This window comes from Pseudomonas veronii (assembly GCF_001439695.1).
Taxonomy (GTDB): Bacteria; Pseudomonadota; Gammaproteobacteria; order Pseudomonadales; family Pseudomonadaceae; genus Aquipseudomonas; species Aquipseudomonas veronii.
This window is the reverse complement of the sequence record NZ_JYLL01000001.1, coordinates 506,078-521,153: the sequence shown is the minus strand read 5'-3', so window position 1 is coordinate 521,153 and position 15,076 is coordinate 506,078. Positions and strand designations below refer to the sequence as shown.

14 protein-coding genes are annotated in these 15,076 nt (G+C 62.6%); 8 read left to right on the top strand and 6 right to left on the bottom strand.

Annotated elements, in window-relative coordinates:
* The first annotated feature begins 41 nt into the window (after positions 1 to 41).
* The gene (locus TU80_RS02315; protein ID WP_046490485.1) at positions 42 to 1,544 is read left to right on the top strand and encodes a nucleobase:cation symporter-2 family protein; all 1,503 of its coding nucleotides are present in this window, start codon (positions 42 to 44) and stop codon (positions 1,542 to 1,544) included.
* Between the two features lie 87 nt (positions 1,545 to 1,631).
* Here the strand turns inward: TU80_RS02315 and TU80_RS02310 are convergent, their stop codons facing one another.
* Both TU80_RS02310 and TU80_RS02305 read right to left on the bottom strand, forming a co-directional pair.
* Positions 1,632 to 2,564, bottom strand: a complete 933-nt coding sequence (locus TU80_RS02310) for a proline iminopeptidase-family hydrolase (RefSeq protein WP_057003762.1) — start codon at positions 2,562 to 2,564, stop codon at positions 1,632 to 1,634.
* Positions 2,565 to 2,658: 94 nt separating this feature from the next.
* Positions 2,659 to 3,423 carry a LuxR family transcriptional regulator gene (locus tag TU80_RS02305; RefSeq protein WP_046384289.1) on the bottom strand — a complete coding sequence of 255 codons (765 nt, stop codon included), beginning with the start codon at positions 3,421 to 3,423 and terminating at the stop codon, positions 2,659 to 2,661.
* Positions 3,424 to 3,607: 184 nt separating this feature from the next.
* Here TU80_RS02305 and TU80_RS02300 point away from each other — a divergent pair, with 184 nt between their 5' ends.
* From TU80_RS02300 to TU80_RS02275, 6 genes are read left to right on the top strand one after another with little or no spacing between them, the layout of a single operon-like run.
* The gene (locus tag TU80_RS02300; protein ID WP_017848864.1) at positions 3,608 to 4,495 is read left to right on the top strand and encodes a proline iminopeptidase-family hydrolase; all 888 of its coding nucleotides are present in this window, start codon (positions 3,608 to 3,610) and stop codon (positions 4,493 to 4,495) included.
* Positions 4,496 to 4,498: 3 nt separating this feature from the next.
* Positions 4,499 to 5,446, top strand: a complete 948-nt coding sequence (locus TU80_RS02295) for an ABC transporter permease (RefSeq protein WP_057003761.1) — start codon at positions 4,499 to 4,501, stop codon at positions 5,444 to 5,446.
* A complete protein-coding gene (locus tag TU80_RS02290; RefSeq protein ID WP_057003760.1) occupies positions 5,443 to 6,300 on the top strand; it encodes an ABC transporter permease in 858 nt (285 codons plus the stop codon). The genes TU80_RS02295 and TU80_RS02290 overlap by 4 nt, the downstream gene beginning before the upstream one ends.
* Positions 6,297 to 7,253, top strand: a complete 957-nt coding sequence (locus TU80_RS02285) for an ABC transporter ATP-binding protein (protein WP_057003759.1) — start codon at positions 6,297 to 6,299, stop codon at positions 7,251 to 7,253. Before TU80_RS02290 ends, TU80_RS02285 begins: the two co-directional genes overlap by 4 nt.
* Positions 7,250 to 8,221 (top strand): ABC transporter ATP-binding protein, encoded by a 972-nt coding sequence (locus tag TU80_RS02280; protein ID WP_057003758.1) that lies wholly within the window; start codon positions 7,250 to 7,252, stop codon positions 8,219 to 8,221. Before TU80_RS02285 ends, TU80_RS02280 begins: the two co-directional genes overlap by 4 nt.
* 47 nt (positions 8,222 to 8,268) lie before the next feature.
* On the top strand, positions 8,269 to 9,783 hold the full coding sequence (locus tag TU80_RS02275; RefSeq protein WP_046384285.1) for an ABC transporter substrate-binding protein: 1,515 nt from the start codon (positions 8,269 to 8,271) through the stop codon (positions 9,781 to 9,783).
* A 118-nt stretch (positions 9,784 to 9,901) separates the two neighbouring features.
* On the opposite strand, the gene TU80_RS02270 is transcribed toward TU80_RS02275, so the two are convergent.
* From TU80_RS02270 to TU80_RS02255, 4 genes are all read right to left on the bottom strand, one after another.
* Positions 9,902 to 10,642, bottom strand: a complete 741-nt coding sequence (locus TU80_RS02270; protein ID WP_017848858.1) for a YciK family oxidoreductase — start codon at positions 10,640 to 10,642, stop codon at positions 9,902 to 9,904.
* Positions 10,643 to 10,744: 102 nt separating this feature from the next.
* Positions 10,745 to 11,416: an N-acetylmuramic acid 6-phosphate phosphatase MupP gene (gene mupP / locus TU80_RS02265; RefSeq protein ID WP_046384284.1), complete on the bottom strand. Its 672-nt coding sequence runs from the start codon at positions 11,414 to 11,416 to the stop codon at positions 10,745 to 10,747.
* A 4-nt stretch (positions 11,417 to 11,420) separates the two neighbouring features.
* Entirely contained in the window at positions 11,421 to 12,119 is a 699-nt protein-coding gene (gene ubiG, locus TU80_RS02260; RefSeq protein WP_017848856.1) for a bifunctional 2-polyprenyl-6-hydroxyphenol methylase/3-demethylubiquinol 3-O-methyltransferase UbiG, read from the bottom strand.
* A 62-nt stretch (positions 12,120 to 12,181) separates the two neighbouring features.
* Positions 12,182 to 13,513 carry a TRZ/ATZ family hydrolase gene (locus tag TU80_RS02255; RefSeq protein WP_046384283.1) on the bottom strand — a complete coding sequence of 444 codons (1,332 nt, stop codon included), beginning with the start codon at positions 13,511 to 13,513 and terminating at the stop codon, positions 12,182 to 12,184.
* Between the two features lie 109 nt (positions 13,514 to 13,622).
* Here TU80_RS02255 and mtnA point away from each other — a divergent pair, with 109 nt between their 5' ends.
* The gene (gene mtnA / locus TU80_RS02250; protein ID WP_057003757.1) at positions 13,623 to 14,699 is read left to right on the top strand and encodes an S-methyl-5-thioribose-1-phosphate isomerase; all 1,077 of its coding nucleotides are present in this window, start codon (positions 13,623 to 13,625) and stop codon (positions 14,697 to 14,699) included.
* The last annotated feature ends 377 nt before the right edge of the window (positions 14,700 to 15,076 follow it).

The following is a 15,076-nucleotide window of genomic DNA, read 5'->3' as shown; positions in this document are numbered from 1 at the left end:
GCATACAGTGGCGCCACAACAAAAACAGAGAACCCCTCACCATGACTATCCCGAAGGCGTCATCGCAACGACCCGAAGATGAGAATCTCGGCGTCGCCGCCAACATGGCTTACGGCCTGCAGCATGTGCTCACCATGTACGGCGGCATCGTTGCCGTACCGTTGATCGTCGGCCAGGCGGCCGGGTTGTCGCCGGCGGATATCGGCCTGTTGATCGCCGCGTCGCTGTTTGCCGGCGGCCTGGCCACGTTGTTGCAAACCCTTGGCCTGCCGTTCTTTGGTTGTCAGTTGCCGCTGGTGCAGGGCGTGTCGTTTGCCGGCGTGGCGACGATGGTGGCGATTGTCGGCAGTGATGGCGCCGGTGGGGTGCCGGCGATTCTCGGGGCGGTGATGGCTGCGTCGTTTATCGGGCTGCTGATCACGCCGGTGTTCTCGCGGATCACCCAGTTTTTCCCGCCGTTGGTGACCGGCATTGTGATCACCACCATCGGCCTGACGCTGATGCCGGTAGCCGCACGCTGGGCCATGGGCGGCAACAGCCGCGCGGCGGATTTCGGCAGCATGGCGAACGTCGGCCTGGCCGCGTTGACCCTGTTGCTGGTGTTGTTGCTGAGCAAGATCGGCAGCGCGACGATCTCGCGGTTATCGATCCTGCTGGCGATGGTGATCGGCACCGTGATTGCGGTGTTCCTGGGCATGGCGGACTTTTCCGGCGTGACCCAGGGGCCGATGTTCGGCTTCCCCACGCCGTTCCATTTCGGCATGCCGACCTTCCATGTGGCCGCGATCATTTCCATGTGCATTGTGGTGATGGTGACGCTGGTGGAGACTTCGGCGGACATCCTGGCCGTGGGCGAGATCATCGACACCAAAGTCGACTCCAAACGCCTGGGCAATGGCTTGCGTGCCGACATGCTGTCGAGTCTGTTCGCGCCGATCTTTGGTTCGTTTACCCAGAGCGCGTTCGCCCAGAACGTCGGCCTGGTGGCGGTCACCGGGGTGAAAAGTCGTTTTGTGGTCGCGACGGGCGGGTTGTTCCTGGTCGTCCTCGGCCTGCTGCCGTTCATGGGGCGGGTGATTGCGGCAGTGCCGACCTCGGTGTTGGGCGGTGCCGGAATCGTGTTGTTCGGCACCGTGGCGGCCAGCGGTATTCGCACACTGTCCAAGGTGGATTACCGCAACAACATGAACCTGATCATCGTGGCCACGTCCATCGGTTTCGGCATGATCCCGATTGCCGCGCCGAGCTTCTACGATCATTTTCCCAGCTGGTTCGCGACCATTTTCCATTCGGGCATCAGTTCGTCGGCGATCATGGCGATCTTGCTGAACCTGGCGTTCAACCACTTCACCGCCGGCAATTCGGACCAGCAGTCGGTGTTTGTGGCCGGGACTGAGCGCAGCCTGTGTTTCCAGGATGTGGCCGTCTTGCGCGAAGGCGATTACTTCAGGGGCGGCAAGCTGTTCGATGCCGAAGGCAAGGAGATTCCAGTGGTGGCCGAGGTGCCGAGAAAAACCGCGAAGGCCGAGACCAGCGAGGTTTGAAACGGTGGCAGCGGGTTTGCTCGCGATGGCGGTCAGGCGCTGACTGAACCACCGCCATCATGAGCAGGCCCGCTGCCACATTGCTCGTCAGCTTGCTTTGAGGGTCTTGTGCGGCACTGAACACGCCTCATCCAAAAACTTCACCACTGTCCCCATGCACGCCTGGCGCTCTTCGACATGGGGCATGTGGCTGGAGTCTTCAAACAGCGCCCAGCGCACATCCGCGATTTCATCCAGGAACGGCTTGACCACCAGCGGCGTGGCTTCGTCATGCCGGCCGGAAATCACCAGGGTCGGCACCTTGATTGCCGACAGACGGCCAATCACGTTCCAGTCCTTCAAACTGCCGATCACATGGAACTCGGTCGGGCCGCTCATGGCGTGGTACACGGTCGGGTCTGCATCGACCTGGGCGAACGTGCGCGCAACCTCGTCCGGCCATGGGTTGACCCGGCAGACGTGCTGGTCGTAGAAAATCCGCGAGGCGGCGAGGTATTCCGGGTCCTGGTAGGTGCCGGCGGCTTCATGCTTGAGCAGGGTTTCATGCACGCCTTCGGGCAGCAGCTGACGCAGGCGGTTGGCTTCGCTGACCCAGGTACGCATGCAGGTGGGCGAGTTGGCCGGGATAAACGCACGCAGGCCCTTGGGTTGCAGAATCGCGTGTTCGCTGCCGAGCATGCCGCCCCAGGATTGCCCGAGAATCGCGTAGTCCTGGCTGATTTGCAGGTGGTCCAGCAGGTTGTTCAGTTCGTCGAGGAACAGGCTGACAGTCCAGAAGGACGGGGCTTTGTCGGGCAAGTGCGTGGAGCGGCCGTTGCCCAGTTGGTCGTAGTGGATGACGGCGTGACCACTGGCGGCGACGTCCTTGAAGGCATCGACGTAATCATGGGTGCAGCCGGGACCGCCGTGGATGATCACCAGCGGTGTACGGCCCGAGGTCAGGTCGCCGGTGACGCGATACCAGGTCTGATAGGGGCCGAAGGGCGCAAACCCTTCGCGGACTTTTTCAATGAATTCCATTTCGTATCCTGCTTTGAAAAAAAAGTATCAGGGACACGATAATCGGCACGCGACGTTTAGGTAACTAGCAAAACAGCTAGGTTTTGCCGAAGGGTCAATCTTCCAGCAAACGGTAATGAGTGGCGCGCACCACGGCCTGTACGCGATTTTTCGCCCCCAGTTTGTGCATTGCCGAGGCAAGATGCAGGGTGACGACCGCCAGCGAGCGGCTCAGTTGCGTGGCGATTTCGGCGGCGGTCAGGCCGTCGGCGGCCCATTTCAGGCACTCGCGCTCGCGTTTGGTCAGACGGATATGCGGGTAGGTGCGTAGTTCATTGCTGAACAGTGGGTAGGCCGCTTCCTGCAGGGCATGGGAAATCAGGCCGAAATCCGACAAGCTCTGTTGCGCGTCCTCCAGCACCGTATGCGCCTTGCCGGTGCGCAAGCCGGTCAACGATGCGAAGCCGCCCCGGGGCAGATGAATCGGCACGCTGACGCCGCAGGTCAGTTGCTGGTCATGCAGGTAAGACGAGACGGGGGCGTGGCACGGGTCGATGATCTTCTGCAGCGCCGTCTGCGCCTTGGCCTCGTAGGACCAGACAAACGGCGACACCGTATTCAAGGCCAGGTGCTGCACCGGATCGATCTGGTAGAACCCTTCGCCGCACCACAAGGCATGCCAATCGGAAGGCGTGTTGCGCAGTTGCAGCACCGAAGGTGTGATCAACGTGCCGTTGAGGTCGATGGGCACCGGCGAGTAGTCATACACCAGCGCATCGAAACCCAACTGTTGGGCTAGAATAAACGCATTGTCCATCTGCTCGTCCAGGCTCCTGCCCGGCATGAGACGGTGATTGAAGGCAGTTAGCTTGGCCAGCATCCGTTCTGCTCCCGAATTCATATGAATCTCGACTTGCTGCAAGTAGAATGCCACGCCCCGGCGAAGGACTGCCAGGCCAAACCTATAAGAAATACTAGGTTATGGATGCACGGCATCCTCGGTAGCTTATGGCCTCATAAGCGGCCGCAACCCGCCAGGCCGATACCACACAAGGAACGTATGCATGTGGCGTGAAATAGCCCCCGACCAGCAGTACACCGTGCAAGTCGATGGCCATGACCTCGCGGTCTACAGCTTTGGCGAAGGCGATGAGGTGCTGTTGTGCCTCAACGGCGGGCCAGGGCTACCGTGTGACTATTTGCGCGACGCCCATGGCTGGCTCAAAGAGCATGACCTGCGAGTGGTTGCATTCGACCAGCTTGGCACCGGTGCTTCAGCCAGACCGACCGATGTTTCCCTGTGGGAAATCGGCCGTTATGTCGAAGAAGTCGAAACCGTGCGCCAAACCCTGGGCCTGGGCCGTGTGCATTTGCTCGGGCATTCCTGGGGCGGCTGGCTGGGCATCGAATACGCCATCCATTACCCCGATGCGCTGAAAAGCCTGATCCTGGAAAACACCGTCGGCGACATTCCGCACCTCTCCCAGGAACTCGAACGCCTGCGCGGCGCCCTCGGCAGTGAAACCGTGGCGATGATGCAGCGCCATGAAGCCATGGGGACGCTGGATCATCCGCAGTACCAGGCCGCGATCACCTTGCTCAATTATCGCCATGTGTGCCGCCTGGACGAATGGCCGGCGCCGCTCCGGCGCTCCCTCGACGACTGGAACATGGGCCCTTACGCAACCATGCAGGGCCCCAACGAATTTCTGTATATCGGCAACCTCAAGGACTGGAACCGCATCGCCGAGATGGCCGATTTCAACATGCCGATGCTGATCACCACCGGCCAGCACGACGAGCTCACCCCGGCCTGCGCCCTGCGCATGAAACTGGCCGCCCGGCACGCCGAATTGCATGTGTTCCGCAACAGCAGCCATATGCCATTTTACGAAGAGCCCCAGGCGTACTTCCCGGTACTGCTGGACTTCCTCGCTCGTCACCGAGGCTGACGGATGAACCTGGCGCGCTACCGCTTCGTGCTGACCCGGCCGCTGCAATTGCTGCCGGTGCTGTTCGGCATCAGCCTGATCACCTTCGTGCTGGTGCGCGCGATTCCCGGTGACCCGGCGCGCGCGCTGCTCGGCTCGCGCAGCACGCCGGATGCGTTGCTGAAGATCCGCGCACAGTTCGGGCTCGACCAGCCGCTGTGGCTGCAATATTTTTACTTCTTGAAAAACCTGCTCAAGGGCGACCTCGGCCAATCGCTGTTGTACAAGGTCGACGCGTTGAAGCTGATCGTCACCCGTATCGAGCCGACCCTGGTGCTGGTGCTCGGCAGTGTGTTGCTGGCGCTGCTGATCGCAGTGCCGCTGGCCACCGTCGCGGCGCGGCGCAAAGGCGGCTGGGCGGACAACCTGATCCGCGTGTTCACCACCGTCGGCCTGGGTATGCCAGCATTTTGGCTGGGGTTGATGCTGATCCTGCTGCTTAGCGTGCAATGGGGCCTGTTTCCGGTGTCTGGCTACGGTCGCACCTGGCTGGACAAGGCGCACCATATGGTCCTGCCGTGCCTGACCATCGCCCTGGCCCTGTCGGCGGTGCTGGTGCGCAACCTGCGGGCGAGCATGTTGATGGAGTTGCAGGCGGACCATGTTACCGCTGCCCGGGCGCGCGGGTTGTCGGAAGCGGCGGTGTTTCGCCGGCATGTACTGCCCAATTCCCTGGTGCCGACGGTCAACCTGCTGGCGGTGAATATCGGTTGGCTGATCAGCGGCACGGTGGTCATCGAAAGCCTGTTCGCCATTCCCGGCATCGGCCAGTTACTGGTGCGCGGCATCTTTACCCGCGACTACATGGTGGTGCAGGGCGTGGCCATGGTGCTGGCCTGTGCGACGGTGGTGGTCAACTTCGTCGCGGATGTGGTGACCGTCGCCCTCGACCCACGGGTGAAGATGCAATGAGCACTCGTCCACTGATCGCGCCATGGCGCTTGCGCCTGCGCTTTGGCTTGCGCGACGGGCGGCTGACCGCCGCGTGGGGTTTGCTGATTCTGCTGGCGTGGCTGGGCCTGGCGTTGTTTGCGCCGTGGCTCGCGCCGTTCGACCCGATCGCGCAGAACACCGATCTCAGCTTGCTCGGGCCGAGCCTGGGCCATCCCTTCGGTACGGATAATTATGGCCGCGATATTCTCTCGCGGGTGATCTGGGGCGCACGCATCGACCTGCAATTAGCGATTGTCGGGGTGATCTTCCCGTTCATGATCGGTACCTTTATCGGCGCGGTCTCCGGCTATATCGGCGGGCGTTTCGACAGCGTCTGCATGCGCGTCATCGACGTGATCCTGGCGTTCCCGTTCCTGGTGTTGATGCTGGCAATCATGGCCATCCTCGGTCCGGGCTTGAAGAGTTTCTATATCGCCATGGCGCTGGTGGGCTGGGTGTCGTATGCGCGGTTGATCCGCTCGCAGATCCTGGTGCTCAAGGAAAGTGACTTCGCCCTGGCGGCCAAAAGCCTCGGCTTTGGCCATGGGCGCATTCTGTTCCGGCACTTGCTGCCGAATGCGATGTTTGGCTCGATTGTGTTTTCCATGTCTGACGCGGTGCTGGTGCTGCTCAACGGCGCAGCGGTGAGTTACCTGGGCCTGGGCGTGCAACCGCCGACCGCCGAGTGGGGGACGATGGTCGCCGAAGGGCAGGCCTTCATTACCACCGCCTGGTGGATCTGCACCTTTCCGGGGCTGGCCATCGTGACCCTGGCCATGGGCTTCAGCCTGCTGGCCGATGGCGTGGCGCAAGTGTTGGGAGAGCGCCCATGAGCCTGCTGCAAGTGCGCGACCTGAGCGTGATCGCCAACAATGCCGGGCGCGACGTGACCCTGGTCGACCGCATCTCCTTCGACCTGGCCGAAGGCGAGATCCTCGGCCTGGTAGGCGAAAGCGGCTCGGGCAAGACCATGGCCTGTCGCGGGCTGATCCGCCTGTTGCCGTCGCCCAACCTGCGCGTGCAGGGCGGCGCGGTGCGCCTGGCCGGCCAGGACTTGCTGCCACTGGACGACGTAGGCATGCGCGCAATCCGTGGCGGGCAATTGGGCATGATCTTCCAGAACCCCAGCAGCCACCTCGACCCGCTGATGCGTATCGGCGAGCAGATCGCCGAGGGCATCCGCCTGCATCAAGGCGCGTCGAAAAAAGACGCGCGCCGGCAAGCCATCGAGGTGTTGCGCCAAGTGGGCATTCCCGATCCCCAGGCGCGGGTCGACAACTACCCCCACGAGTTTTCCGGCGGCATGCGCCAGCGCGCCATGATCGCCGTGGCATTGGGCTGCAACCCGACAGTGCTGATTGCCGACGAACCCACCACGGCCCTCGATGTGACCGTGCAGGCGCAAATCCTGCGGCTGTTGCTGGAGCTGCGCGACCAGCGTGGCTTGTCGATCATCATGATCACCCACGACCTCGGCGTGGTGGCGCAAACCTGCGACTCCATCGCGGTGATGTACGCCGGGCGCCTGTGCGAGCACGCCAGTAAATACGAGTTGCTCGCCCATCCCCGACACCCGTACACCGCGGGGCTGATCGATTGCCAGCCGGCCCACAGCAGCGGCCACGCCTTGCTGCGCACCATTGCTGGCCAGCCGCCGTTGCTCGATGCGTTGCCCGTCGGGTGCCGCTTCCACCCGCGTTGCCCGCAAGTCGGCAGCCTGTGTCGCGAACGCTTGCCGGAAGGTGCGCGGGTGGCCTGTCACTATCCGTTGGGAGATCGCCCATGAGCCTGTTGCAGATCAAGGACCTGGAGGTGCGGTTTGCCGCGTCCGGCAGCGGGATGTTCGGCCTGCACAAACAGTGGGTGAGGGCGGTCAACGGTGTGTCGCTGAACCTGGCGGCGGGCGAGACCCTGGGGCTGGTGGGCGAATCCGGCAGCGGCAAAAGTACCCTCGGCCGGGCGATTCTGCATCTCAACCCGATCAGCGCCGGGCAGGTGCTGTTCGACGGCATCGACATGGCCCACGGCAGCGCCGTCGACATCGCCCGCCTGCGCCATGAAACCGCGATGATCTTCCAAGACCCGTATGCCGCGCTGAACCCACGCCACACCATCGGCGAAACCCTTGCCGAAGTGTTGCGGGTGCAGCACAAAGTCGCGCCGCAGCAGATCGCGCGGCGTGTCGACGAATTACTCGAGCTGGTCGGCCTGCGCCCTGAATTGGCCGCTCGCAAGCCCGGTTCCCTCAGCGGCGGCCAGTGCCAGCGAGTCGGCATCGCCCGGGCGCTGGCGGTGGAGCCGCGCTTGATCGTTGCCGATGAATGCGTGGCGGCACTGGATGTCTCGATCCAGGGGCAGATCATCAACCTGTTGCTGGAGCTGCAACAGCGCATGAACCTGGCGATTCTGTTCATCGCCCATGACCTGGCCATCGTGCGCCGCCTGTGCGACCGCGTGGCGGTGATGTACCTGGGCCAGATCGTCGAGGAGGGGCCGGTGGAAGCGGTCTTCACTTCACCGCGTCACCCGTATACGGCGGCGTTGATCCAGGCGATTCCCGAGATCGATCCGCATCGGCCGTTGCCCACGGAGCCCTTGCCTGGCGAGCCGCCGAGCCCGCTGAATTTGCCTACAGGCTGTGCTTTTCACCCGCGTTGCCGGTATGCCCAGACCGTGTGTTCCGTGGTGTTGCCGCCGACCCATTTCCTGCACGAGCATCGGTACAGTTGCGTGCTTGAAGAACCTTTGCTTTGACCCCTGCCATTCTTGAACAACCGCCGTTATAAACAAGGAGTTATGACATGCAATCGCGCCACTTGAAGTTGCTCGCCGCCGCCACATTGACCGCCTGGTCGCTGACCGCCGGTCTTGCCCAGGCCGCCGGTGTTCTCACCATCGGTTGCCGGGAAGACAGCACCACGTTCGATCCGATCAAAAGCGCGCAAAACCGCGACACCTGGGTCTTTGCCAACGTCTACGACACCCTGGTGCGCGTGGACAACCTGGGCACCAAGATGGAGCCGGGGCTGGCTGAAAGCTGGGAGATTTCCAAGGACGGCCTGACCTACACCTTCAAGCTGCGTGCGGCGAAGTTCTCGGATGGCTCGCCGATCACCGCAGAGGATGCGGCGTTCAGCCTGTTGCGCATCCGCGACAACAAGGCCTCGCTGTGGAGCGACCCGTTCAGCCTCATCGACACGGCCAAGGCCGCCGGCCCGCAAACCCTGGTGGTGACGCTGAAGACCCCGGCGGTCGCGTTCCTCTCGCAACTGGCGTCGCCGACGGTGTCGATCCTGTCGGAAAAGGCCATGAGCAAAATGGGCGAAGACGCCTACGCGGAAAACCCGGTGACCTCCGGCGCGTTTACCGTGGGCGAGTGGCGCAAGGGCGATCGGGTGATCCTGAAGAAAAACCCGAACTTCTGGCAGGCCGGGAACGTCAGCCTGGATGGCGTGGAGTGGGTCTCGGTGACCGACGACAACACGCGCATGCGTATGGTGCAGAACAACGAGCTGGACACGGCGATCTTCGTACCGTTCTCCCGGGTTGAAGAACTGAAGAAAGACAAAAACGTGGTGATCCATTCCGACCCGTCCACCCGCGAAGATCACCTGCTGATCAACCACGAGCACGGCCTGCTGGCCAAGCCGGAAGTACGCCAGGCGCTGGACATGGCCATTGACAAACAATCGCTGGTGAAGACGGCCACTTACGGTCAAGGCACCGTGGCTTATTCCTACATCCCCAAAGGTTCGTTGTACCACTACGCCAACAACCTGCAGCGCCCGTATGACCCGACCGCGGCGAAGAAACTGCTGGCCGACGCCGGTGCCAAGGACTTGAAACTGAACTACGTGGTCAACGCCGGCAACGAAGCCGACGAGCAGATCGCGGTGATCATCAAGGACCAGTTGGCCAAGGTCGGCGTGACGGCCAACCTGCAGAAAGTCGACCCGACCCAAAGCTGGCAGATGCTGGTGGACGGTGATTACGATATTTCGGTGATGTACTGGACCAACGACATCCTCGACCCGGACCAGAAGACCACCTTCGTGCTGGGCCACGACACCAACAAGAACTACATGACCCGCTACAGGAACGACAAGGTCAAGGAACTGGTCGCCGCCGCACGCATCGAGGCCGACCCGGCCAAGCGTGAGCAGATGTACGTCGACCTGCAGAAACTGGCGAAACAGGATGTGAACTGGATCGACCTGTACTACAGCCCGTACATCAACATCTCACGCAAGAATGTGAGCAACTTCCTGCAAAACCCATTGGGTCGCTTCACCCTAGAGGAAGTCGTGAAAAACTAAAGAACACCGCTAAATAAATGTGGGAGGGGGCTTGCCCCCGATAGCAGGGTGTCAGTCACTGCATCTGTGACTGACCCACCGCTATCGGGGGCAAGCCCCCTCCCACATGTGTCGGCCGTTACTGCGCGTCGAACGCTTGCCCGTTGATCCCGCTGCTGTCCGGCCCCATCAGGTACAGGTACACCGGCATGATGTCTTCCGGCGCCGGGTTGTCGGCCGGGTTTTCCCCCGGGTACGCCTGGGCCCGCATGCTGGTGCGCGTGGCGCCGGGGTTGATGCTGTTGGCCCGTACTGGCGCAACGGTGTCGAGCTCGTCGGCGAGGGTTTGCATCAGGCCTTCGGTGGCGAATTTCGATACGCCATAGGCACCCCAATACGCCCGGCCCTTGCGCCCGACGCTGCTGGAAGTGAACACCACCGAGGCGTCCTGGGACAGCTTGAGCAGCGGCAACAGCGTGCTGGTCAGCATGAACATCGCGTTGACGTTGATGTGCATCACCCGCATGAAGTTCTCACCGGACAACTGCTCGATCGGCGTGCGTGGGCCGATGATCGAGGCGTTGTGCAGCAGGCCGTCGAGGTGGCCGAATTCCTTTTCGATCATCGCCGCCAGCTCATCGTATTGATGGGGCAGGGCGGTCTCCAGGTTGAACGGGATCACCACCGGTTGCGGGTGGCCGGCGGCTTCGATCTCGTCGTACACCTGGGCCAGGTTGGCTTCGGTCTTGCCCAGCAGCAGCACGGTCGCGCCATGGGCGGCATAGGTTTTCGCCGCCGCCGCGCCAATCCCGCGACCGGCACCGGTCACCAGGATGACGCGGCCTTTGAGCAGTTCGGGACGTGCAGAGTAATCAAACATAAATAGCCTCGACAAAATTCACTAGGTGACCAACACCGAGCTGGAAAACACTGAAGATCCCCTGTGGGAGGGGCTTCATAGGTCAGCAAGACCGGTAGACCATCAGCAACTGCACAGCGCGTTATCCAGCACCTTGCGCAATTCCAGCGGGTGATCCACCACCACATCCGCGCCCCAGTGACGTGGGTTGTCGTCCGGGTGGATGTAGCCATAGGTGACCGCTGCCGTGCGGGTGCCGGCGTCGCGGCCGGACTCGATGTCGCGCAGGTCATCGCCGACGAACAGCACGCTGGCCGGGTCCAGGTTGAGCATCTGGCACGCCAGGATCAGCGGCTCCGGGTGCGGCTTGCTGTTCGTCACGTGGTCTGGGCAGATCAGCAGCGCCGAGCGCTCGGCCAGGCCCAGCTGCTGCATGATCGGCTCGGCAAACCGCAGCGGTTTGTTGGTGACCACGCCCCAGATCAGCTTGGATTTTTCGATGTCTGCCAGCAGCTCGGCCATCCCGTCGAACAACGCGCTGTGGATCGCGCAGCCCTTGAGGTAGCGCTCGAGGAACTCCAGGCGCAGTTCTTCAAAGCCCGGGGATTCCGGGTCCATCGAGAAGGTCACGGCGACCATCGCCCGCGCGCCGCCGGAGATTTCATCGCGGATATGCTGGTCGTTGATCGGCGCCAGGTTACGGTCGGCGCGCATGGCCTGGCAGATGGCGATAAAGTCCGGCGCGGTGTCCAGCAGGGTACCGTCCATATCGAAGAGAACTGCTCGCAACTTCACAGGCTTACTCCTCGCGCAGGGTCTGGATCATGTAGTTGACGTCGACGTCGCTGGCCAGCTTGTAGTGCTTGGTCAGCGGGTTGTAGGTCAGGCCGATGATGTCCTTGACGCTCAGCCCGGCCTGACGGCTCCAGGCGCCCAGCTCGGAAGGGCGGATGAATTTCTTGAAGTCGTGGGTGCCGCGCGGCAGCAGCTTCATGATGTATTCGGCGCCGATGATCGCGAACAGGTAGGCCTTGGGGTTGCGGTTGATCGTGGAGAAGAACACCTGGCCGCCGGGCTTGACCATGCGGAAGCAGGCGCGGATCACCGAGGAGGGGTCCGGCACGTGTTCGAGCATTTCCAGGCAGGTGATCACGTCGAACTGCTCGGGCATTTCCTCGGCCAGGGCTTCGGCGGTGATCTGGCGGTATTCGACGTTCACCCCGGATTCCAGCTGATGCAACTGGGCCACGGCCAACGGCGCTTCGCCCATGTCGATCCCCAGCACCGTAGCGCCGCGCTGGGCCATGGCTTCGCTGAGGATGCCGCCGCCGCAACCGACGTCCAGCACCTTCTTGCCGGCCAGGTTGATGCGTTCGTCAATCCAGTTGACCCGCAGCGGGTTGATGTCGTGCAGGGGTTTGAACTCGCTTTCGCGGTCCCACCAGCGGTGGGCCAGGGCTTCGAATTTGGCGATTTCGGCGTGGTCGACGTTGCTCATGGTGGTTCCTCTAAATCGGATAAATCGGTTTGTCGGCCCTGAACACGGGTTCAGGACCGGCGTTATTCGCGGTGCCCGCTGATGCGCTGGCCCCAGGCAATGGCCATGGCGGTCAACTGTGGTTCATCCATGCGGGTCAACTGCCGGTTGTCGAGCAACTGCTTGCCGGCGACCCAAAGGTGTTTCACGCTATCGCGTCCGGTGGCATATATAAGCTGTGAGACCGGATCGTAGATCGGTTGTTGCGCCAGCCCCGAAAGATCAAAGGCGACGATATCCGCCGCCTTGCCGACCTCCAGCGAGCCAATCTCGCCCTCCAGGCCCATGGCGCGGGCGCCGTTGAGGGTCGCCATGCGCAAGGCACGGTGGGCATCCAGGGCGGTCACCGAACCGGAGACGGCCTTGGCCAGCATCGCGGCGGTACGGGTTTCGCCCAGCAGGTCGAGGTCATTGTTGCTGGCGGCGCCATCGGTACCGATGGCCACATTGACGCCAGCCTGCCACAGACGCTCCACCGGGCAGAAGCCGCTGGCCAGTTTCAGGTTCGATTCCGGGCAATGGATGACGCTGGTGTTGCTTTCTACCAGCAAAGCCAGGTCGTCCTCGCTGATTTGGGTCATGTGAACGGCCTGAAAGCGCGGGCCCAGCAGGCCAAGCCGGCCGAGGCGCGCCAATGGGCGTTCGCCGGTCTGCTCGACAGACTGTTGTACCTCGAACGCGCTCTCGTGCACATGCATATGGATCGCCGCGTCCAGCTCCTCGGCGATCACCCGGATCTTTTCCAGGTTGGCATCGCTCACGGTGTAGGGCGCGTGGGGGCCGAAGGTGATCTTGATGCGCGGGTGATGCTTGAGGTCGCCGAACAACTCGATGCCCTGGCGAATCGCCTCGTCGGCGCTGCTGGCGCCGGGAATCGGGAAGTCGAGGATCGGAATCGCAATCTGCGCGCGCATCCCGCTGTTGTGGACGCAATCACTGGCGACCTTGGGAAAGAAGTACATGTCCGAGAAGCAAGTAATGCCCCCCTTGAGCTGTTCGGCGATGGCCAGGTCGGTGCCGTCGCGCACGAAGGCTTCATCGACCCACTTGGTCTCGGCGGGCCAGATGTGTTTTTCCAGCCAGGTCATCAGCGGCAGGTCATCGGCCAGGCCGCGAAACAGGGTCATCGCCGCGTGGCCGTGGGCGTTGATCAGGCCGGGGCTGAGCAGCATGCCCGGCAGCTCGCGCACTTCACTGGCGGAAAGTTTCAGCGCCGCGGCCCGCGGGCCGATAAAGGCAATGCGCCCATCGCGGATGCCCAGGCCATGCTCCTTGAGCACCACGCCGGCGGGTTCGACAGGTACCAGCCACGTCGGCAGTAGCAATAAGTCGAGCGGGGCGGCAGTGGAGGTCATCGCAGGCTTCTTCCCGGGCAGCAATAAAAGAAGGGCGAAGTATACCCGAGCGTCCTGGCTGGCGGATCGCTATAATCGGCGGCTTTTGTTCATGAGTGCGGGGTGAGGGATGCGCGATCGACTGTTGGCTGCGGAGAAAGTGAAGGCCATCGATTGGCGCGATGGCGCACTGCACCTGCTCGACCAGCGTGTTTTGCCGTCCCGGGAAAGCTGGGTGACCTGCTCCACGGTCGATGAAGTGGCCGCGGCCATACGCTCGATGGTCGTGCGCGGCGCAGCGGCCATCGGCATCAGTGCCGCCTACGGCCTGGTACTCGCCGCCCGCGAACGGATCGCCGAGGGCGATGACTGGCAGGCTGGATGGGAAGAAGACTACGCACTTTTGGCCGATACCCGCCCGACCGGCGCAAACCTGCTCTGGGCCCTCAAACGTATGCGCGACCGCCTGGACCGTCTCAAACAGCACGCCGATCCGCTGGCGGTGCTGGAGGCCGAAGCCATCGCGATCCATGAGAGCGATCGCGAAGCCAACGTCGTCATGGCTCAGTTGGGCGTCGAGCGGATTCGCAAGCACCAGGGCAACGCCCAGGCGATCCTGACCCATGGCAACGCAGGCGCCCTGGCCACGGGAGGCGTCGGCACGGCCCTCGGGGTGATCCGCGCGGCCTTCCTGGAGGGGCTGGTCGAGCAGGTCTATGTCAACGAAACCCGGCCATGGTTGCAAGGTTCGCGGCTGACGGCGTGGGAATTGGCTGGCGAGGGGCTGCCCGTCACGGTCAATGCCGACTCGGCGGGCGCGCATATCCTCAAGACCAAAGGCGTGACGTGGGTGATCGTCGGCGCCGACTGCATTGCGGCCAACGGTGATGTGATCGGCAAGATCGGCACTTATCAATTGGCGGTGTGCGCCATGCACCATGGCGTGCGTTTCATGGTGGTGGCGCCGAGTTCGACCCTGGACCTGATGATGGCCTCCGGCGACGACGTGGCCCTGGAAGAGCGCGCTGCGGGCGAGTTGCTGGACGTCGCCGGGCAGCGCTTCGCTGCGGATGTGAATGCCTTCAATCCGGTGTTTGATGTGACCCCGGCCGACTTGATCGACGTGATCGTGACCGAAAAGGGTGTTGTCGAACGGCCTGACACGGCCAAGCTCGCCAAGTTGATGTGCCGTAAACGCCTGCATTGAGGGCTTTGGTGGTTGTTAGATTGCCATCGGGAGCAAGCTCCCTCCCACATTTGACGGTGTTCACAATTTGAGTGTGGCAGGGGGCTTGCTCCCGATTGGCCTTGAAAGGCTATGGTTTCTTCGGATCTGCCGCGCAAAAACAGCACCACCCCGGCTCTAAGCCCCTCTCGTCGTCCTCAAGCCTGTCATCCGTCAACTTACTATGCTCCATGCCCATCAGGGGGATAGGTGCGTGGCGGCGATTGTGATAACATCCGGCGGTTTCCAGGGTCGCCCCGAGGGGCTGCCTTTAACGTGCAGATCCGTGTCATAACTCGTTGATTTGTCGTAAGTCGTTGCCAGGCACCATGCCGGCAGCGGCGAGCTTCGTTCGTCCC

Excerpts from the sequence above, each read along its gene's own strand:
- TU80_RS02315 (WP_046490485.1), top strand. The coding sequence starts at position 42 with ATGACTATCCCGAAGGCGTCATCGCAACGACCCGAAGATGAGAATCTC.
- TU80_RS02310 (WP_057003762.1), bottom strand. The coding sequence starts at position 2,564 with ATGGAATTCATTGAAAAAGTCCGCGAAGGGTTTGCGCCCTTCGGCCCC.
- TU80_RS02305 (WP_046384289.1), bottom strand. The coding sequence starts at position 3,423 with ATGCTGGCCAAGCTAACTGCCTTCAATCACCGTCTCATGCCGGGCAGG.
- TU80_RS02300 (WP_017848864.1), top strand. The coding sequence starts at position 3,608 with ATGTGGCGTGAAATAGCCCCCGACCAGCAGTACACCGTGCAAGTCGAT.
- TU80_RS02295 (WP_057003761.1), top strand. The coding sequence starts at position 4,499 with ATGAACCTGGCGCGCTACCGCTTCGTGCTGACCCGGCCGCTGCAATTG.
- TU80_RS02290 (WP_057003760.1), top strand. The coding sequence starts at position 5,443 with ATGAGCACTCGTCCACTGATCGCGCCATGGCGCTTGCGCCTGCGCTTT.
- TU80_RS02285 (WP_057003759.1), top strand. The coding sequence starts at position 6,297 with ATGAGCCTGCTGCAAGTGCGCGACCTGAGCGTGATCGCCAACAATGCC.
- TU80_RS02280 (WP_057003758.1), top strand. The coding sequence starts at position 7,250 with ATGAGCCTGTTGCAGATCAAGGACCTGGAGGTGCGGTTTGCCGCGTCC.
- TU80_RS02275 (WP_046384285.1), top strand. The coding sequence starts at position 8,269 with ATGCAATCGCGCCACTTGAAGTTGCTCGCCGCCGCCACATTGACCGCC.
- TU80_RS02270 (WP_017848858.1), bottom strand. The coding sequence starts at position 10,642 with ATGTTTGATTACTCTGCACGTCCCGAACTGCTCAAAGGCCGCGTCATC.
- ubiG (WP_017848856.1), bottom strand. The coding sequence starts at position 12,119 with ATGAGCAACGTCGACCACGCCGAAATCGCCAAATTCGAAGCCCTGGCC.
- TU80_RS02255 (WP_046384283.1), bottom strand. The coding sequence starts at position 13,513 with ATGACCTCCACTGCCGCCCCGCTCGACTTATTGCTACTGCCGACGTGG.
- mtnA (WP_057003757.1), top strand. The coding sequence starts at position 13,623 with ATGCGCGATCGACTGTTGGCTGCGGAGAAAGTGAAGGCCATCGATTGG.